Raw genomic sequence first — 19068 nt, forward strand, 5'->3', positions numbered from 1 at the left:
CCGAAGCGGCCATGCGTGACATACTGATTACCCTGATCATTTTCGGCTCGCTGCCCTTTATCCTGAAGGAGCCTGCCATCGGCGCGCTGATGTGGGTCTGGGTCAGCGTAATGAACCCGCATACGCAAGGCTGGGGCTTTGCCACGCAACTGCCGTTCGCCTACATCATTGCGCTGGCCACGATGTTGAGCATGCTGATGTCGCGCGGCCCCAGGAATCTGCCGCTTACGCCGGTCAGCCTGTTGCTGCTGCTGTTCGTGCTGTGGATGAATATCACCACCCCGTTTGCGCTGCTGCCGGGGCCGTCCTGGATACAGTGGCAAAAAGTCATGAAGATCATGCTGATGAGCTTTGTGGTCATGATGCTGATCCGCAGCCAGCGCGATATTGTGCGCCTGGTATGGGTGCTGGTCGCCTCGATCGGCTATTACGGCGTCAAGGGCGGCGTGTTTACCATCCGCAGCGGCGGCACCGAGCGCGTCTGGGGCCCGACTGCCACGTTTATCGGCGACAACAATGCGCTGGCGCTGGCCCTGATCATCACCATTCCGCTGATGTATTACTTGCAGCAGGGTAGCGACAAGCGCTGGCTGCGCCACGGCCTGACCTGCGCGATGGTGTTGAGCGCCCTGGCCGCGCTGGGCTCCTACTCGCGCGGCGCCCTGCTGGCGATCGCCGCCATGGGGCTTTTCATGTGGATCAAAAGCGGTCGCAAGGTCGTGCTGGGGTCTCTGCTGTGTCTGCTGGCACCGCTGCTGCTGGCTTTTATGCCGGAACGCTGGGGCGAGCGCATGGATACCATCCACAGCTACCAGGACGACAGCTCGGCCCAGGGCCGTCTCAATGCCTGGCGCATGGCCTATAACCTGGCCTGCAACCGTTTTATCGGCGGCGGCTTCGAAGTGTCCGATGGAGCCATCTTTGCCCAGTACGCGCCCAACCCGCTGGCCGTGCACGCCGCGCACAGCATTTATTTCCAGGCCCTGGGTGAGCACGGCTTTGTCGGCCTGGCCATCTATCTGGCGCTGGGCCTGGCCACCTGGCGCACCGCCAGCGCGATTATCCGCCTGGCGCGCGGGCGGGCCGAGCTGCGCTGGGCGCTGGAATTGGCCACCATGAGCCAGGCCAGCATGGTCGGCTTTGCCGTTGGTGGCGCCTTTTTAAGCCTGCTGTATTTCGATATGCCCTACTACCTGATGGCGGCGCTGATCGCTACCCGTATCCTGGTCGAGCAACATGTGCGGAAAACTCAACCACAAACCCCGGCGGCGCGCATCAGGCAACCGCCATCGGCACGGCACCTGCAATGAAGCCCGCCGTCGCCTCCAGCTTGTCCATCCTGATCTACCACCGTGTGCTGGCGCGGCCCGACCCGCTGTTTCCCGGCGAAGTCGACGCGCGGCGCTTTGCGCAACACCTGCGCCTGCTCAAGCGCTTTTATACGGTATTACCATTATCACATGCCGTGCAAGGCTTGCAGGACGGCAGCCTGCCGCCACGCGCAGCCTGCATCAGTTTTGACGACGGCTATGCCGACAATGCGCAGCTGGCTTTGCCGCTATTGCAACAATATGGCCTGCATGCAACCTTTTTTATTGCCTCGGACTACCTCGATGGCGGGCAAATGTGGAACGACCGGTTGATCGACTGCGTACGCCAGGCCAGCGGTGACGCGATCGATCTGCGGCGCCTCAATCCTGAGCTGAACTTGGACTTGGGCAGGCTGCCAATTGCCAGCCTGGCACAGCGCCGCGCCGCCATCGGCAAGCTGCTGAGCCAACTCAAGTACCTGCCATTCGGGCAGCGCCAGCACCTGGCCGATGCCATCGCCAGATTGATACCGGTCAGGCCGGATCACAGCGCCTTGATGCTGAGCACGGCGCAATTGCGCCAGTTGCAGCACGCGGGCATGGCTATCGGTGCGCATACGGCCCGCCATCCGATTCTGGCGAACCTGTCCGACGATGCGGCAGCGCAGGAAATCGTCCAGGGCCGCAGCGCGCTGGAGCAGTTGCTGCAGGCACCGGTCGACCTGTTTGCTTATCCAAATGGCAAATTTGGCCAGGATTATGGCGCGCGCGACGCGGCGCTGGTGCGCACGCTGGGATTCAAGGCAGCGCTGGCTACCGATCCTGGTGCGGCCAGGCCGGGCGACGACCCGTACCGCCTGCCGCGCTTTACGCCGTGGCGCCCAGGCGCACCTGGCTTTCTGTGGCAGCTGTGGCAGAACCGGCGCCGCTGATGTTGCCGTCGATGGTGCCGCTGACATCTACCGTGCGCACGGTGCCTGCCATCGGTGCAGGATGCGCCTGCAGCCATTGTTCGAGCATCATCAAGATCCACACCATGGTGCCGTGGTAGGCCGGATGCTCGCGCAGCAGTGGCCCCTGCAGCATCTCGATAAAGTCCGCGCGCACGATGCCGCGCCGGCGCAACGCACTCAGGCTGTCAAAGGCAAACGCACGCAAGGGAGCATGCTGCGTCAGCCACAGCCCGAACGGCAGGCCAAAGCCATGCTTTTGCTTGCGCACGATCGCCGGCGGCAAGACGCCAAGCAGCGCGCGCTTGAAAAACGGCCGCAACTGGCGGCCATGCAATTTGTCGCGCGGCGACAGGCAGGCGGCAAACGCCATGAGCTCATCGTCAAGCATGGGAAAGGCCGCCTCCACGCCGGCCAGCTCGCACGCCTGGCGCACCTTGGGCAAGTCGTTGTCGGCCAGTGTAAAGCGCATGTCGAGCGCCAGCAGCGCATTGATCTGGCTCAGTTGCCCTGGCTGCCTTTCCGGCCGCTGCCACCAGGCGCCGGACAGGCTGGCCAGCGCCCCGTCCGGATCGATACTGGCCAGAAAAGCCGGATCGAGCACCGTGCGCGGCCCATGGTGCAGCAGCAGGTTATGGCTTTCCAGCCGCCTTGGCAAAGGCGTGGTAGCCAGTTCGATATAACGGCGCGCCTTGGCGAACAGTCGCCAGGGTCCGGCAAAACCGCGGCAAAAGCGCTGCTGAAACAGCAATGGCTCGATGCAACCCTGGCGCAGCAGCGCCGGCACACGCTCGTACAGCGACAGCAAGGCCTGGTGCGCATAGCGCGTGTTGCCGCCAAACAGTTCATCGCCGCCATCGCCGCCGAGCATGCGCGTCACGCCGTCTTCGCTTGCCATGCGCGCGCAATAATAGGCCGCCACGGCCGAAGCGTTGCCGAACGGCTGGTCAAAAGCGGCCGCCATGGCCGGTATCGCCGCCAGCACATCGCCGGGCGTCACATAGTATTCATGGTGAACACTGCCGACATGGCGTGCTGCCAGGCGCGCATAAGCCATCTCGTCGTAGCCGGGCGCATCGAAACCGATCGAGTAGCTGCGCGCCGGCTGGCCGCTTGCCTGGCGCACCATGGCGGCAATGGTGGTGCTGTCGGTGCCGCCGCTGAGAAATACGCCGCAGGGCGCGGGATCATTACCCAGGCTGCGCTCGACCGCCTGGCGCAGCAGGCGCAAGAAGCTCTGCTGCCGGCTGGCAAACGAGTCGCTCTGATGCTCCTGGAAGCGCAAGGCCCAGTAGCTGCCGATGCAGACGTTGCCATCGCGGCAATGCAAATATTGCCCCGGTAGCAGGCGCTGCCAGCCACGGTAGATGCTGGCAGGCGCCGGCACCATATGGAAAAACAGGTAGCTGTACAGGGCCTGCGGCTCGATTACGGCGTGGACCTCGCTCTGGGCCAGCAAGGCTTCAGGCGAGGAGGCAAAATACAGCGCCGGCCCCTGTCGTACATGGTGCAGCGGCAGGCTGCCGGCCCGGTCAACGGCCAGCAGCGCTTCGCCGGCCGTACTGTCGAGAATGGCCAGCGCAAACGACCCGGACAATGCCTGGCAGGCCTGTGGCCCGCGCGCGCGCCACAGCAGGGCCAGACGCTGCGCCACGCCCTGGTCGTCCTCCTGTTCCGTGCAGCCCTCGATACGGGGATGGCCCCATAACGCCACCAGCAAGCCGTCGTGCCGGTAAATATGGTGCACGCCGCCCGCCTGCGCTACCGCCACCGCGCAGCCATCGGCCAACAGCAGTTGCACTGGAGCCCGGTCAAAGCGCGACAGCAGCGCGACCATGGCCGACAGCGCAGCCTGGTCGTGATCGCTGCCCCACCAGCCGCACAGGCCGCTCACAGCAGCACCTCGGCAGGCAGTGGATGGCCGAGAAACGCGGTCGGACTGGCGCTCAGGCCGTAGGCGCCCGACTGCAGCACCACCACCAGGTCGCCTGCCTGCGCCCGCGCCAGCATCATCTGGTCGGCCAGCAGGTCCAGCGGCGTGCACAGCGGACCGACCACGGAGGCGATTTCGCGTTCGCCATGCATGCGGTTGCCGATTATCACCGGATAATTCTTGCGCACGCGCTGGCCGAAATTGCCGGACGCCGCCAGGTGATGGTGCAGGCCGCCGTCAGTAATCAGGAATACCTGTCCATGCGACAGCTTGCGCTCGAGCACGCGGCAGACATAAATACCGGCCTCGGCCACCAGATAGCGGCCCAGTTCGAGCTGCAGCCGCGCGCCGGGCGCAGCCAGCGCCAGGCGGCCCAGCTGGCGTTGCAGGCTGTCGGCCAAAGGCGCCAGCGCCAGCGGCTGCTCGCCTGGAAAATACGGTACGCCCAGGCCGCCGCCGATATTGAGCGAGCGCAGGGGCGCCGGCGCCACCTCGGCCAGGCGCAAGGCCAGCGTCATGCAGCTTTCCTGCGTTTCGGCCAGGGCGCTGGCCGACAGGTTTTGCGAACCGGCAAACAGATGCAGGCCCTCGAACGCCAGCCCCAATTGCCCGATGCGCGCCAGCAGCGCCGGCGCCTGCTGCGCGTCCACGCCGAACGGCTGGGCGCCGCCGCCCATGCGCATGCCAGCCCGGCGCAGCGCGAAATCGGGATTGATGCGCAGCGCCACCCGTGCCGGCAGGCCCTGGCGTTCGCAAGCTTGCGCCAGCTGTTCGAGTTGGTTGCCGGACTCTACACTGACCAGCACGCCGGCGGCCACTGCCTGCGCCAGCTCAGCGGCGCGCTTGCCCGGGCCGGCAAAACTGATCTGCTGGGGCGCCATGCCGGTATCGAGCGCAACGGCCATCTCGCCGGCCGAAGCGACATCGAGTCCATCGGCCAGTCCGGCCAGGCACTGCACCACGGCCGGCATGGGGTTGGCCTTGATGGCATAGTGGACCTGTACGCCAGCGGGCAGCGCCGCGCGCAACTGCGCCACCCGCGCAGCGATCCGCGCGCGGTCATAGGCGTAGAACGGCGTGCCGCCTACGCGCGCCGCCAGCCGGTCCAGGCGCATGCCGCCAAACAGCAGCATCGCGCCATCGCAGGCGCAGTCGGCCAGCGCAGCATGGACAGGCGCAGAAGCAGGCTTGGTTGGCGCAGGAGCGGCATGCACGCTGGCGTCGGGCGCGTTCATGCCGGCTCTCCCGCCACGCCGACGGCACTCGCCTGGCCATGATCGTCACCACGCAATTCGGCGCGCAGTTCTCCGCGCAGTTCAGTGCGGCCATACGCTTGCGCCAGTTCCTGCGCCAGCAGCGCCCGGTCGATCTTGCCGTTCGGATTGCGCGGCAGCAGATCGCCGCGCAGTATGATCCACAGCGGCACCATGTAATTGGGCAACCGCTCACGGCATGCCGCCAGCAGCGCCTCGCGCGACAGCTCCACGCCAGGCGCGGCCGTCACCAGCAACGCGATGGCCTGGCCCAGCACCGCATGCGGCACGCCCAGCGCCACCGCTTCGCCGACCAGCGCACTGGCGTAAGCTACTTCTTCCACCTCGGCCGGGCTGACCCGGTAGCCGGAGGTCTTGATCATTTCGTCGTTGCGGCCAATATAATAAAGATAGCCTTGCGCATCGCGGCGCACGATGTCGCCCGACCAGACCGCCAGTTCCGGCAGCACCAGCCCATCCTGGCGTGGCGGCAAGGGTCTGAAACGTTCGGCCGTGCGCACCGCATCGTTCCAGTAACCCTGGGCGACGAGCGCGCCACGATGCACGAGCTCGCCCGGCTCATCGGCGCCACACTCGCTGCCGTCTGGCCGCAGCACCAGGATTTCCGCATTCGGAATCGCCTTGCCGATCGAATCGGGGCGCGCTGCCAGGTCCTGCGGCGGCAGATAGGTCGAGCGAAACGCTTCCGTCAGTCCGTACATCAAAAATATCTGCGTGCACGGCAAGGCTGTTTGCAGGCGTTTGAGCGTGCCCGGCTGCATCACACCGCCGGAATTGGTGATGTAGCGCAGCGTGGTGGCTGCCGGCCAGTGCAGCTGCGACAGCTGTATCCACAACGGCGGCACGCACGCCAGGCCCGTAATGGCTTCCTGCACGACCGTTTCGATCATGTCGCGCAGCAGCAGGTAATTCATCAGCACCGCACAGGCGCCGCTGGCAAAAGCGGTGGTCAGCTGGCTCAGGCCGTAATCAAAACTGAGCGGCAGCACGCACAGGATGCGGTCCTGCGGCGTATTGTGCAGATAGCCGGCTACGCTGAGCGCACCGGCCAGCAAGTTGCGATGCGACAGCACCACGCCCTTGGGCCTTCCGGTACTGCCCGATGTATACAGGATGGCCGCCATGTCGGTATCGACCAGCACCTGCGCAAATGCCGGCTGATCGGCGCCGAGCGCCATCACCGAAGGCCAGCTCAGCACGTCGGCGCCATCGGGCCGGATCTCCTGCAGGCGTTCACCGGCAACGATCACCGTGTGCAGTTGCGGGCAGCCGGCCAGCGCCACCGCCAGCTGCGCCAGGCGCTCGCGCGACGTTACCAGCACGGACACGGCGCAGTCGGCCAGGATATACGCCACCTGTTCGGGCTTGAGCAGCGGGTTGACCGGCACAAAAGCGCCGCCGGCAGCGGCAGCGCCAAACATGGCGATGACGTTTTCCTCGCGCTTTTCCAGGTAGACGGCGACCCGTTGGCCCCGTTGCAGCCCCAACGTCAGCAAGGCGCCGGCAAAATCGCGCACGGCCCGTGCCAGTGCGCGATAGCTGAGCGTGGCCCCCTGATACGACAAGGCCGGCGCCAGCGGCGCGCGGGAAGCAGACTCGAAAATCAGATCGTGTATCAGTATCGGCATGGCGTCTCCCTGGTCATCCTGCATGATTGGGATATTTGCCGCTGGTGATATTGAGATGGATCAAACAAGCGCATGCGAATGCTTTATTTGATACGCCGCAAAGCCGCACGCCGGCGCTGCGCTCTAATGGACGCACTGCCTTGATTGTGACGCCATGATGCCAACCTTCCTTGCCCGCCTGCGCAGCAGCATCTCCCGCCTCGGCTGGCGCGCCAGCGCCTGGCTGGCCGTGGCGCGCCTGTTGCAGGCACTGCCAGCAGGCACAGCTTGCCTGCAGAGCTACCGTTTCGTGGCGCAAGCGGTGACGCCCGGTTCCTTGTGCCACGGCCATGGCCAGGCCATCACTGTTGCGCCGTGCACCACGCCGCATGCACTGGCGGGGCGTCCGCCGCGACCGCCAGCGGTACTCGCACAGCGGCAGGCACAGGGCGCAATGTGCCTGGCCGCGCACAAGGGCGCAGGCAGGCCGCTTGCCGGCTGGCTGTGGCTGCTGCGCGACGGCTGCCTGGAAGACGAAGTCAGGGTGCGCTATGTGCTGGCATCAAAACAATCATCATGGGATATCGATGTCTGGGTCGATCCCGAACAGCGCACTGGACTGGTGTTTGCGCGCCTGTGGGAGTCAGCCAATACCTTGTTGCATGCGCAAGGCGTGCGCTGGTCGTGCAGCCGTATTTCGCGCTTTAACGCCGGCTCGCTGGCTGCCCATGCGCGACTGGGCACGGTCAGCCTGGGTACGGCCACCTTCCTGCGCTGGGGCAACTGGCAATGGATGCTGGCCAGCCTGCCGCCGTATCTGCATCTGTCGCGCCATGCCGGCAGCGTGCCGGAACTGCATTTCGATACCAGTCAATTGCCCTACTTTCCTTCCCTGGAGCTTACATGCCGCCTGTTGAAACCGACCACACAGCCGTCGCCCAAGCCGTAAAGACCATCCTGGCGCGCACGCTGGGTCTGGGCCAGCGCGCGCTCGAGGCCAACACGCCCTTGCTGGGCAGCTTGCCGGAACTCGATTCCATGGCCGTGATTGCCGTGATCACCGCGCTGGAAGAACACTTCGGCATTACCATCGACGATGATGACATTCATGCGCGCCATTTCACCACGCTCGGCGCGCTGCAGGCCTTCGTGGAGCAGGTGCTGGCGCCATGAACGGCACCAGCCGCGCCACGGTTGAAGTCGAGGCCGGGGCCGAAGCGGGAGTGGGGGCCGGGAAAGCGCCTGGCCTGCTGCCGTTTTACCTGCCCACCGGCGACGGTCAGCGCTTTTGCCTGCTGCACCTGCCTGCGCCAGGCGAGGCGCCGCGCGGCGGTATTGTCTACCTGCATCCGCTGGCCGAGGAAATGAACAAGAGCCGCCATATCGCAGCGGCCCAGGCGCGCGCGTTTGCGCAGGCGGGCTACAGCGTGCTGCAGTTTGACCTGTATGGCTGCGGCGACAGCAGCGGCGACTTTGCCGAAGCGCGCTGGGCCATCTGGCGCAACGATGTGCAACTGGCCTGCGCCTGGCTGGCGGCGCGCGTGGGCGGGCCGCTAACGTTGTGGGGCTTGCGCCTGGGCGCCCTGCTGGCGCTGGATCTGGCGGCGCAGTTGCCAACGTCATCGCAAATAAACCGGCTGCTGCTATGGCAGCCTGAACTGGACGGCCGGCGCTGCCTCGCGCGCTTCCTGCGCCTGCACCTGGCAGCCGGCATGCTGCAATCTGCCGACGCGCGCGCTGATGCGCGCCAGGAGCTGGCGGCAGGACGAGCGGTCGAGGTAGCTGGCTACTGCCTGTCCGCCGCGCTGGCGCACGATCTTGAGATGATCGCGCCGGCGGCCCCGCGCGTGCCGGTCTACTGGCTGCAACAAGAAAACGGTGGCAGCTTGCCGCCGGTAATCGTCAGGCAGGCGGCAAGCTGGCGCGACGCCGGCGCCACGGTACACTTGGCCGGCTTTGACGACGGCGCCTTCTGGCAAAGCGGCGAACTGCTGGCTTGTCCGCACCTGTTTGAGGCCACGCGCAAGCTGTGCGCCGACTGGCTGGCCACCAAGCTTGACGACGAAGGCTGTCCATGAACGCCAGCGCAGACTTTCCCAGCCACCTCGCCGCGCCTGTGGTCACGGAACGCGCGCTGTGTTTTGCCTGCCCACCGCCGCAGGGCGCCGAACGCCTGGTCGGCGTGCTGAGCTTGCCGGCTGTGCCTGGCCCACGCGGCGTGCTGATCGTTACCGGCGGGCCGCAATACCGTGCCGGCAGCCACCGCCAGTTCGTGCTGCTGGCGCGCACCTTGGCGGCGCGCGGCGTACCGGTGCTGCGTTTTGACTACCGCGGCATGGGCGACAGCGAGGGGGCCATGCGCGACTATCGCGCCATCGGCGATGATATCGACAGCGCGCTGGCACAGTTTTTCAAGAGCGTGCCGACCCTGCGCGAGGTGGTGCTGTGGGGCCTGTGCGACGGCGCCACAGCCGCCGCCTGCCACGCGCCGCGCGACGATCGCATTGCCGGCCTGATCTTGCTCAACCCCTGGGTGCGCAGCAATAACGGCCTGGCGCGCGCCACTTTGCGCCACTATTATCTGCCGCGCCTGCTGGAGGTTGCATTTTGGCGCAAGCTTGCTGGCGGCTGCGTGCGGCTGCAGGCCAGCCTGGCCTCGCTGCGCCAGACGGCCAATGCGCTCGGGCAGCGCAGCGACGAAGCGGCGCCAGCTGCGATGTACGCGGCGCTGCGCCAGTTCCGCGGACCGGTGCTGCTGATACTGGCCGGCGCCGACCTGGGCGCGCGCGAATGGGATGCGCTGCTGGCCGGCAGCCGGCCATGGCGCCGCCTGTGCGCCCATCCACAATGGCAGCGCGCCAGCGTGCCGGGCGCCAACCATACTTTTGCCAGCGCAAGCTGGCGCGCGCAGGTGGAGCGGCTATGCGGCGACTGGCTGGCAACATGGTAAGCGCCGGGCCGACGCCAGGCATCGCTCCACGCCGCGTGCTGATGATCGCCTTTCATTACCCGCCTCTGCAAGGCGGCAGCGGCGTGCTGCGCACAGAGAGCTTTGCGCGCTACCTGCCGCAGTCAGGCTGGCAGCCGCTGGTGCTGTCGGCCAGGGGCCCGGGCCATGGCGCCAGCGCAACGCAAACAACGCAGGAGACGCACGAATCCGCCGTGATGGTACGGCGCAGCATCACGCTCGATACGGCCCGCCATCTGGCCGTTCGCGGCCGATATCCGGCCTGCCTGGCGCTGCCCGACCGCTGGAGTTCGTGGTGGTTTTCTGCCGTACCGGCCGGCCTCGGCCTGATACGCCGCTACCGGCCCGCCGCAATCTGGTCGACCTATCCGATCGCCAGCGCCCACCTGATCGCGCTGGCGCTGCAACGCCTGTCGGGCCTGCCCTGGATCGCCGACCAGCGCGACCCCATGCTCGACGACAGCGACCCGGCCCAGCCCTACCCGCCCGATGCGCACCGCCATCGCCTCCATGGCTGGATCGAGCAAGGCATCGCCGCCCGCTGCGCGGCGCTGGTCTGCACTACGCCTGGCGCCGTGCAGGCCCATCGCGCGCGGCTGGCGCGGCTCGATCCGGCCCGCATTTGCCTGATTGAAAATGGCCATGACGAGGCCGACTTTGGCGCCGATACGGGCGAAAAGCGCGCGCGCAGCCGTTTTCTGTTGCTCCATAGCGGCGTGATTTACCCTTCCGAGCGCGATCCGCGGCCATTTTTTGCCGCCCTGGCTCGCTTACGCGAACAGGGCGCTATAGATCGGCACAATTTCCAGCTGCGCCTGCGCGCCACCGGCCACGACGGCTGGCTGGACGCACTGCTGTGGCAATACGGCATTACCGACCTGGTCACGCTGGCGCCTTTGCAGCCGCACGCGGCGGCGCTGCTGGAAATGCAGGCGGCCGATGGTCTGCTGTTGCTGCAGGCAGCCAACTGCAATGCGCAGATACCGGCCAAGCTCTACGAATACCTGCGCTGCCGGCGCCCTATTCTGGCGCTGCTTGACGCGGCCGGCGACACCGCAGCCAGGCTTCGCAGCTGCGGCGTCGACACCATCGGCCAACTGGCCGACAGCGACGACTGCGCACGCGCGCTGCTGCATTTTCTGGCGCTGGCGCGCGCCTGCCACGCGCCGCTGGCCGACAGGGTAACCATTGCGCTGCAGTCGCGCCAGCAACGCAGCATCGCGCTGGCGCAACTGCTCGATACGGTCACGTGCGGCCAGGTGCGGCCATCAACCGGGGAAACATGATGCTTACTTCGAGAACTTTCCTGCTTGTCTCCCTCGTGTTTTCCACGGCCACGCTGGCCGCCTGCCCGCCGTATCTCAAACACGATCCGGGCGGCGACTACACCAGCAGCGACGACCGCGCTGGCCTGCCGGTGGTCGAGCAGTATCATTTCAACAAGGGCGTGGAGAACTTGGTCAAGGGCATGACAGGCAGCCTGGGCGGCGATATCAGCTACACGCTCGAGCACTTCCCCAACCACCACCGGGCGCTGTCATCGATGGCCAGGCTGGCCCTGCGCGACAAGACCGTGCAACCGATCGGCGCGCGCTATACGGTGAGCTGCTATTTTGAACGCGCCATCGCTTATGCGCCGCACGACGCGACGGCCCGCATGGTCTTTGGCAACTATTTACTGGCCGGCAAGCAGGACGCCGCCGCGCTGGCGCAATTGCGCGCTGCAGCCGAACTGGCCCCCGAACACGCCACCATCCAGTACAACCTGGGCCTGCTGTATGCCAGGCAAAAAGACTACCCGCAAGCCATGCAATATGCTGAAAAAGCCTATGCGCTGGGCTTTCCGCTGCCGGGCCTCAGAAACCAGCTGAAAAAAGCCGGCCACTGGCGTGAGCCGGCAACATCGCCCGACGCTGCAGAGTAGCTACAGCGTCACTACGGGCTAGCTACAGATTAACTGCCGGGCGCTGCGCCACGCTCAGCAGGCCGGTGGGCGAGGCAGCGAGTTGTTCGACCAGCGCTGTACGCGCCTGCGCCTTGTCATCGGCCGCACCGATGGCGTCGAGCTCGGCCGGCTGCAGCACGGTGGCCACCAGCAGCATCACGGGGCCATACGGCGTGTCGAACTGCGCCGGCAGACGGCCGGCGCCCTGCGTCAGCACCACCCCCACTTGCTCGTATTCATTTTCAAGGCCGGCCGGCGGCTGCTGCAGGTCCAGCGCCAGCGACACGCTGCCATGGCGCTGCACCAGCAGGTCGATCGAGCCATGGTCGGCCACATTCTGGCTGACCTGATAGACCAGGTCGAACAACCAGGAGGCGCTGATTTCACCGCCATCGAGCGCAGCGACGGGAAACTCGACACACACTTCCAGCAAATGGCCAAGCGGCTCGAAGATATCGTCGTCGTCCTCGAACGGATCGGACAGGCCGTCGCTGGCGATAATCATGGTGTCCGCCGTGCGGATCACGCGCCAGGCCTGGCGCAGCGACGGCCAGCGCGGTCCGCCCATAAAGGCAGGATTGACCAGCGGCGCCAGCACGTCGGCGTCAGGCGTACCGAGCGTGGCGTAAAACGCATCGCGCGCAGCGCAGGCGGCAGCGAGCATCTGCGCGCCGGCCTGCTTGCCCTTAACCGCATGCTGCGACGGCGGTACAGGGGGAATGTCTTCCTGCACGGGCGCCTGCGCGGTTTTGCCCAGTATCTTTCCCAGCCAGTTCATGCACTCTCCTTTTTCAACGCATAATCAACGCATAATCCAACGCATAATCAACGTACCACCGGGCGCACCAGGCTGGCCGCCAGCACGGCGCGCTGGCGCGCCGTTTCGGCATCGTCGGCCGTGGCCAGCGCCACACCCATGCGACGGCGCGCAAACGATTCGGGCTTGCCGAACAGGCGCAGGTCGGCGCCCGGCACGCGCAAGGCTTCGGCCACGCCTTCAAAGGCGATGCCTTTGGCTTCCAGCTGGCCATAGATCACGGCCGAGGCGCCCGGTGAGCGCAGCGCCACATTGACCGGCAGCCCCAGGATGGCCTTGGCATGCAGCTCGAATTCGCTTTGCATCTGGCTGGCCATGGTCACCATGCCGGTATCGTGCGGACGCGGGCTCACTTCCGAGAACCACACCATATCGTCCTTGACGAACAGCTCCACGCCAAACAGGCCCAGGCCGCCCAGGTTGTCAGTTACCTTGCGCGCAATCTCCTGCGAGCGCTGCAGCGCCAGCGGCGACATGCGCGCGGGCTGCCACGACTCCACATAATCGCCCTGCACCTGGCGGTGGCCGATCGGCTCGCAGAATTGCGTCTCGATCTGACTCGACTCCCCCACGGCGCGCACCGTCAGCAGCGTAATTTCATAATCGAAGTCGACAAAACCTTCGACGATCACGCGGCCCGAATTGACGCGCCCGCCGCTGGCTGCATAGGCCCAGGCTGTTTCCACATCCTGCGGCCCATCGAGCCTGGACTGCCCTTTGCCCGACGACGACATGGTCGGCTTGACGATGCAGGGAAAGCCGATTTCCTGGCACGCCAGTTGCAGCTCGGTCAGGTTGCTGGCGAAACGGTAAGGCGAAGTGGGCAATTGCAGCGTTTCGGCCGCCAGGCAGCGTATGCCTTCGCGGTTCATGGTCAGCATGGCTGCGCGCGCATTGGGTATGCAGGTGATCTGGCCAGCCGCTTCCAGCGCGGCCAGGGTGTCGGTTGCGATGGCCTCGATTTCCGGCACGATCAGGTCGGGCTTTTCCAGTTCGATCAGGGCGGCCAGCGCCACGCCGTCACTCATGTCGATCACGTGCGAGCGGTGCGCCACCGGGTGGCCGGGCGCGTTTGGATAACGGTCGACGGCAATCACCTCCACGCCCAGGCGCTGCAGGGAAATAATCACTTCCTTGCCCAGTTCGCCCGAGCCGAGCAGCATGACTTTGATGGCAGTGGACGACAGCGGCGTGCCGAAGGTGCGTGGGCTGGCGAAAGATGTCACGGCGGAGCTGGTGGTGTTGGTCATGGCAGGGAGCGAGTGGAAAGATAGCCGAGACTATAACAAAAACTGATTCAGGCATCCAAACCGTAAGCAACCGCGATCAGCAGCAGGATATTGTTGCAGGCGCGCGCCAGCGTGGTGGTGGAATATGCCGCCGCCACGCCGGCGCTGCGATAGCGCAGATAGACCAGGCTGAACAAGGCGCCCGAGCCGAGCGCCACGATGCCGTGCAGCAGGCCGCCACTGAGATAATGCACGACAAACCACAGGATGGCGCCAGCCGCCACGCTCAGGCGTTCGTCGACGCGCAGGCGCCTGAGGAGTTCCAGCGGCAGCAACTGGCCGAGAAACGTTTCCAGGATAGGCGAATAAATCACCACCCAGAACACCAGCAGCGGCAACGACATCTCGCGCTGGAAGCGCGCCAGCCCCGTATGCACGCCCCAGTATTGCGGCGGCAACAGCCATTTGGTGACAATCAGGATGATCAAACAGACCACAAAGGTCATGGCCGCCCAGGCCAGGGCGCCCAAGGCATAACGCAAAACCGGCGGTCGCGGCTCGCGCAAGCGGCCTGCGCCGTCAAATTCCTGACTGCCATGGGACTGCATAGCGATTCCTTCGAGGCCGGGAAGCAGGCGGAGATGCACTGTTCCGGTCTTTATTGTAGCGCCTAAAACGGCGCTTGCACGTCCGTTTGCTTCAGGAATCGCCGCAGCATCAGATCTACTACATCAGGCAGCGAGCCGCAGCGGCGGCTGGCCATGCGCCAGCTTGAAAATGCCCACCTGCTGTTCCAGCTGGCGCGCCTGCTCCTGCAGTTGCATGGCCGCTGCCGACGCCTGTTCGACCAGCGCCGCATTCTGCTGTGTCACTTGATCCATGTCGCCGATGGCGCGGTTGACCTGTTCGATCCCCGTGCCCTGCTCCTGGGTAGCGTGGCTGATTTCAGCGACGATGCCCGACACGCGGGCAATGCCGGCCACCACATCGTGCATGGTGGCGCCGGCCTGCTCGACCAGCACCGTGCCGGTGCCGACCTTGCTGACGGAGTCGTCAATCAGCGCCTTGATTTCACGCGCAGCGGCGGCCGAACGCTGCGCCAGGCTGCGCACTTCCGACGCCACCACGGCAAAGCCACGGCCCTGCTCACCGGCCCGCGCCGCCTCGACGGCCGCATTCAAGGCCAGGATATTGGTCTGGAAGGCAATGCCGTCGATCACACTGATAATATCGACAATCTTGTTCGACGACGCATTGATCAGGCCCATGGTATGGACCACTTCGGCCACCGCCTTGCCGCCCTGCTCGGTCACCTCGGTGGCCTGGCGCGCCAGGTGGTTGGCCTGCTGCGCGTGTTCGGCGTTCTGGCGCACGGTGTTGACCAGCTGCTGCATCGACGAGGTCAGCTCTTCGAGCGTGCCGGCCTGGTGCTCGGTACGCTGCGACAGGTCGAGGTTGCCGTGTGCAATCTCGTTCGAGGCGGTAGCGATGCTTTCCGCTCCCTGGCGTACCTTGCTGACAATCGCAGCGAGGTTGTCGCGCATGGTCTTGATGGAAAACAGCAGGCTGCTGTCGTCGCCGTGGGCCGTGACGACCTCGACCGCCAGTTCGCCATGTGCAATGCGGTTGGCTACGGCCGCCGCCAGCGCCGGCTCGCCGCCCAGCTGGCGCAGCAGGCCGCGCGTGATCACGGTGGCCACCACGATGCACAGCAGCACGCTGGCCGCTGCCAGCAGCGATACCCAGGTGACCGTATGGCCATAGATGGCGTGCGCGCTGTCGCTGGCCAGTTTCGCTTCGCGCTGCACGCTTTTAAGCAGCACATCGATATCGCTGACGATCTGGCGCCGCAGCGGGCTGCATTCGTTGACCAGGAAGGCGCCGTACTGTTCCATCTCGCCGGCGGCGCGGTAGCGCGCCGGGCGCTGCAATTCCTGCGCCATCTGTTGCAGGCCGCGGCTGACCTTGTCGAACTGGGCGTTGCCGGCAAACACGGGCGACAGTTGTTCCAGCGCGTTCAGGTACAGCGCCTTTTGCTGGTCGAGCACGGCCAGTTCGCGCGTGGCGGCGGCCTCGTCATGGAAGATATAGGCGTTGCGCGCGGCCAGGCCGGTCTGGTCGAGCGCCTCGCGGGCAACATAGAGCGGGTCGAGCTTGCGCTGATGCACCTGTTCCTGGGCTGTCATGGCCTGCGAAATGGCGCCGATGCGCAGCAATGCAAACGCACCCAGCACCAGCATCAGCAGCACCAGCGTGGCAAACCCAAGCGACAGGCGCATGCCTATCGTAAGCGTATTCAAAGACTTCATGGTGTACCTGTACCCGTGAATGAGCATGCCGGCAGATCGCACTGGCAAGATTACAATAAGGAGTCTGGCAGGGCGTGGCCAGGATAAGGACGAGCAGAAACAGCAGAGAGCGGGGTCAAGGCTGCCTGGCGTGTCGCGCAAACGGCCGCGATAGCGTATCGTGCGGTCGCTGATACTTGAAACTATATCCTATTGGAAAGATAAAAAAGTTCCTAGAATCTATTTTTAATGTCTTAAAGTACAGAACATTGACCTATAACAAACTTCATGGACAAACTTTCACCCTGGTTCACGCCCCATCAATATCACGCCGAGGTTTTTTATAACGGCGTTTTTTGCGGCAATAACGCCTTTGACGACGATGCAGCCAGCGGCCAGCTGCATCTGCTGCGCGCCGGGCGCGTGGTCATGCATCATCAGCAGGCGCCGGCGCTGGCGCTCGACGAGCCGGCGCTGGTGTTTTATCCGGCCGGCATGGCCCACGGCATGCAGGCCGATGCCGCCGAACCGGCCCGTCTGCTGTGCGCGCGCATCCAATATGCCCGGGGTGCCCAGGATGGCCTGCCACAGGCGCTGCCGGCCATGCTGCATGTGCGCCCGGAACAGGTCGACGGCCTGGCGCCGTTGCTGGCCTTGCTTTATGCGCAGGCCGACAGCGCCCTGCCCGGCCAGCAACTGCTGCTCGACCGGCTGTGCGACGTGGTGCTGGCGCATGTGCTGCGCCATGCCTATCTGTCAGGCCGGCTCGACGCCGGCGTGCTGGGCGCACAGCGAGGGCACGGCGATCCTGGCGAGCGCGGCATGGCGCGCCTGCTGGCCTCGCTGCATGCGCATCCGGAGCAATTATGGGACCTGCCGCGCATGGCGGAAGTGGCCGGCATGTCACGCAGCAAATTCTCGCGCCTCTTCCACGACACACAGGGAGTCACCCCAGCCGACTACCTGAGCGAGCGGCGCATGCTGATGGCGCAAAAGCTGCTTGGCAACGGCGGCACGGTGCAGTCGGTAGCGCACAAGGTGGGCTATGCCAGCCAGTCGGCGTTCAGCAAGGCCTTCACCGCGCGGCGCGGCATGTCGCCGCGCGCCTGGCTGCAGTCGCGTCCGGCATAAGGCCGCTGCCAGCCCGTGAGAAGCCTTGCCCGGGGCAAGGAGCCCATGTCATTAACTGGTTATAATGGGTCTGTTTTTTCACATCGAGGTTGGTATGAAGTGGGCCTTACTGGGCATTTTTGTTTTTTCCGTCTTACATATACATTTCCGTGGCAAGGTGCGCCTGCCGTTTCGCCGCCAGATTTTCGACCATTCGTCGTTCATGGCGCCGCTGAACCTGTTCATGCACACCTTTTCCAAAGTGCCGGCCACGCCGTATCTCGCTGTCGAACAGTTTCCTGAACTGGCGCCGCTGCAGCAGAACTGGCAGATCATCCGCGACGAAGCGCTGCGCTTGCACGAGCTGAAAAAGATCAAGGCGGCCGAAAAGAACGACGACGTCGGCTTCAATTCCTTCTTCAAATACGGCTGGAAGCGTTTCTACCTGAAATGGTACGATGCCAGCCACCCATCGGCGCAGCAGATGTGCCCGCAGACCTATGCGCTGCTGCAATCGATTCCTTCGATCAAGGCCGCCATGTTTGCCGAACTGCCGGCCGGCGGCAAGCTCAACCCGCACCGCGACCCGTTTGCCGGCTCGCTGCGCTACCACTTGGGCCTGGAAACGCCGAACGACGACCGCTGCTTTATCGACGTCGATGGCGAACGCCACAGCTGGCGCGACGGCCAGGCGGTGATGTTTGATGAAACCTATATCCACTGGGCACGCAACGACGCCGACAGCAACCGCATCATTTTGTTCTGCGATATCGAGCGGCCGATGCGCTTTGGCTGGGCGCAAGGCCTGAACCGCTGGCTGGGCCGCACCCTGATGACGGCAGCTGCCTCGCCCAACGAACTGGGCGACCAGGCTGGCGGTATCAGCAAGCTGTTCCGCATCTCGTGGGCCATGGGCCAGTATCGCCGCCGCTTCAAGGCCTGGAACAAGACCGCCTACAACCTGACCCGCATTGCGCTGGTCGTCGGCGTGATCGCCCTGATTTACTACATCTGAGTTATTTAGCCGGCTCGAATCGCACCACCAGCCCCGCGCTGGTGGTGTTGATGCTCACCGGCACAAACTGCACCCCCGCATAACGCAATTCGTCCGGCTTGAAGCTGTAGATCGGCGTTTCATGCATCAACTGGTCGGCCACCAGGCTGGCAATCTTGGCAAACTGGCGCTGCTGCGCTTCATCCATGCCGGCTATCGATACCTTGTCCACGCTGGCCTGGCTCAGATAGACTGCGTTGCGCTCGGCATTGAGCACCAGATGCCCCGACAACTGCAGGTTGCCGCGCCACTGACGCATAAACGGCGGCGCCACGCTGGCGTCGACCGACAGCGCGACGCGCTCGGCTTCAGGCTGCAGCGACAGCTGCGGATTGAACAGCTTCACCTCCACCACCGACAGCACGCGCTTATCGATCGGAAAGCGCCGCTCCAGCCCCTGCTGCATCTTGCCTAGCGACACCGTCACATCGCGCGGCCCGATCAGGGTCGAACACGACGCCAGCATGGCGCAGGCGGCAACAGCGATCAAGGTGGTTTTAAGCAGGCGGCGACGGGTCGGGTGCATGTTATTTTCTCTGTTGAAATAAAAATCCGGCGCCACCTTGCGGTGCGCGCCGGATAT

The 19068-nt window shown here is 65.0% G+C and carries 18 protein-coding genes; 10 read left to right on the forward strand and 8 right to left on the reverse strand.

The genetic code is table 11. The annotated features are described in order from the left end of the window. Positions 1–11: 11 nt before the first annotated feature. Complete coding sequence (locus tag GCM43_RS17325) at positions 12–1310, forward strand: putative O-glycosylation ligase, exosortase A system-associated (protein ID WP_152246538.1); 1299 nt, start codon at positions 12–14, stop codon at positions 1308–1310. Beyond that, the gene (locus GCM43_RS17330; protein ID WP_152246540.1) at positions 1307–2242 is read left to right on the forward strand and encodes a polysaccharide deacetylase family protein; all 936 of its coding nucleotides are present in this window, start codon (positions 1307–1309) and stop codon (positions 2240–2242) included. The genes GCM43_RS17325 and GCM43_RS17330 overlap by 4 nt, the downstream gene beginning before the upstream one ends. On the opposite strand, the gene GCM43_RS17335 is transcribed toward GCM43_RS17330, so the two are convergent. The 3 genes from GCM43_RS17335 to GCM43_RS17345 are packed head-to-tail and all read right to left on the reverse strand — an operon-like array spanning position 2178 to position 7095. Next, the gene (locus GCM43_RS17335) at positions 2178–4154 is read right to left on the reverse strand and encodes an asparagine synthetase B family protein (protein WP_226929535.1); all 1977 of its coding nucleotides are present in this window, start codon (positions 4152–4154) and stop codon (positions 2178–2180) included. The two genes, GCM43_RS17330 and GCM43_RS17335, sit on opposite strands and share 65 nt — an antisense overlap. Then, positions 4151–5428 carry a pyridoxal-dependent decarboxylase, exosortase A system-associated gene (locus tag GCM43_RS17340; protein WP_413770960.1) on the reverse strand — a complete coding sequence of 426 codons (1278 nt, stop codon included), beginning with the start codon at positions 5426–5428 and terminating at the stop codon, positions 4151–4153. The genes GCM43_RS17335 and GCM43_RS17340 overlap by 4 nt, the downstream gene beginning before the upstream one ends. Beyond that, complete coding sequence (locus GCM43_RS17345) at positions 5425–7095, reverse strand: acyl-CoA ligase (AMP-forming), exosortase A system-associated (protein ID WP_152246542.1); 1671 nt, start codon at positions 7093–7095, stop codon at positions 5425–5427. The genes GCM43_RS17340 and GCM43_RS17345 overlap by 4 nt, the downstream gene beginning before the upstream one ends. 154 nt (positions 7096–7249) lie before the next feature. Here GCM43_RS17345 and GCM43_RS17350 point away from each other — a divergent pair, with 154 nt between their 5' ends. Genes GCM43_RS17350 through GCM43_RS17375 form a run of 6 tightly spaced genes read left to right on the forward strand, consistent with a single transcriptional unit; the run spans position 7250 to position 11966 of the window. Further along, on the forward strand, positions 7250–8023 hold the full coding sequence (locus GCM43_RS17350) for a hypothetical protein (RefSeq protein WP_152246544.1): 774 nt from the start codon (positions 7250–7252) through the stop codon (positions 8021–8023). After that, complete coding sequence (locus GCM43_RS17355; protein ID WP_152246546.1) at positions 7978–8247, forward strand: acyl carrier protein; 270 nt, start codon at positions 7978–7980, stop codon at positions 8245–8247. The genes GCM43_RS17350 and GCM43_RS17355 overlap by 46 nt, the downstream gene beginning before the upstream one ends. Beyond that, positions 8244–9152 carry a hydrolase 2, exosortase A system-associated gene (locus GCM43_RS17360; protein ID WP_152246547.1) on the forward strand — a complete coding sequence of 303 codons (909 nt, stop codon included), beginning with the start codon at positions 8244–8246 and terminating at the stop codon, positions 9150–9152. The genes GCM43_RS17355 and GCM43_RS17360 overlap by 4 nt, the downstream gene beginning before the upstream one ends. Continuing rightward, positions 9149–10024, forward strand: a complete 876-nt coding sequence (locus GCM43_RS17365) for a hydrolase 1, exosortase A system-associated (protein WP_152246548.1) — start codon at positions 9149–9151, stop codon at positions 10022–10024. The genes GCM43_RS17360 and GCM43_RS17365 overlap by 4 nt, the downstream gene beginning before the upstream one ends. Further along, positions 10018–11328, forward strand: a complete 1311-nt coding sequence (locus GCM43_RS17370) for a glycosyltransferase family protein (protein ID WP_226929536.1) — start codon at positions 10018–10020, stop codon at positions 11326–11328. Before GCM43_RS17365 ends, GCM43_RS17370 begins: the two co-directional genes overlap by 7 nt. Continuing rightward, positions 11325–11966, forward strand: a complete 642-nt coding sequence (locus GCM43_RS17375) for a tetratricopeptide repeat protein (protein WP_193315657.1) — start codon at positions 11325–11327, stop codon at positions 11964–11966. Before GCM43_RS17370 ends, GCM43_RS17375 begins: the two co-directional genes overlap by 4 nt. 22 nt (positions 11967–11988) lie before the next feature. On the opposite strand, the gene GCM43_RS17380 is transcribed toward GCM43_RS17375, so the two are convergent. From GCM43_RS17380 to GCM43_RS17395, 4 genes are all read right to left on the reverse strand, one after another. Further along, the gene (locus GCM43_RS17380; RefSeq protein ID WP_152246549.1) at positions 11989–12765 is read right to left on the reverse strand and encodes a hypothetical protein; all 777 of its coding nucleotides are present in this window, start codon (positions 12763–12765) and stop codon (positions 11989–11991) included. A gap of 47 nt (positions 12766–12812) precedes the next feature. After that, positions 12813–14054 carry a formate-dependent phosphoribosylglycinamide formyltransferase gene (gene purT / locus GCM43_RS17385; protein WP_152246550.1) on the reverse strand — a complete coding sequence of 414 codons (1242 nt, stop codon included), beginning with the start codon at positions 14052–14054 and terminating at the stop codon, positions 12813–12815. A 47-nt stretch (positions 14055–14101) separates the two neighbouring features. Further along, positions 14102–14641: a CPBP family intramembrane metalloprotease gene (locus GCM43_RS17390; protein WP_152246551.1), complete on the reverse strand. Its 540-nt coding sequence runs from the start codon at positions 14639–14641 to the stop codon at positions 14102–14104. Between the two features lie 123 nt (positions 14642–14764). Next, the gene (locus GCM43_RS17395) at positions 14765–16342 is read right to left on the reverse strand and encodes a methyl-accepting chemotaxis protein (protein WP_152246552.1); all 1578 of its coding nucleotides are present in this window, start codon (positions 16340–16342) and stop codon (positions 14765–14767) included. A 267-nt stretch (positions 16343–16609) separates the two neighbouring features. Between GCM43_RS17395 and GCM43_RS17400 the strand changes: the two genes are divergently transcribed. Continuing rightward, the gene (locus GCM43_RS17400) at positions 16610–17452 is read left to right on the forward strand and encodes a helix-turn-helix transcriptional regulator (RefSeq protein WP_152246553.1); all 843 of its coding nucleotides are present in this window, start codon (positions 16610–16612) and stop codon (positions 17450–17452) included. A 94-nt stretch (positions 17453–17546) separates the two neighbouring features. Then, positions 17547–18446: a lipid A hydroxylase LpxO gene (gene lpxO / locus GCM43_RS17405; RefSeq protein ID WP_152246555.1), complete on the forward strand. Its 900-nt coding sequence runs from the start codon at positions 17547–17549 to the stop codon at positions 18444–18446. Position 18447: 1 nt separating this feature from the next. On the opposite strand, the gene GCM43_RS17410 is transcribed toward lpxO, so the two are convergent. Then, complete coding sequence (locus GCM43_RS17410) at positions 18448–19011, reverse strand: DUF1439 domain-containing protein (protein ID WP_152246557.1); 564 nt, start codon at positions 19009–19011, stop codon at positions 18448–18450. Between the last annotated feature and the right edge of the window lie 57 nt (positions 19012–19068).

This window comes from Janthinobacterium aquaticum (assembly GCF_009208565.1).
In the GTDB taxonomy this organism is placed as follows: domain Bacteria; phylum Pseudomonadota; class Gammaproteobacteria; order Burkholderiales; family Burkholderiaceae_D; genus Janthinobacterium.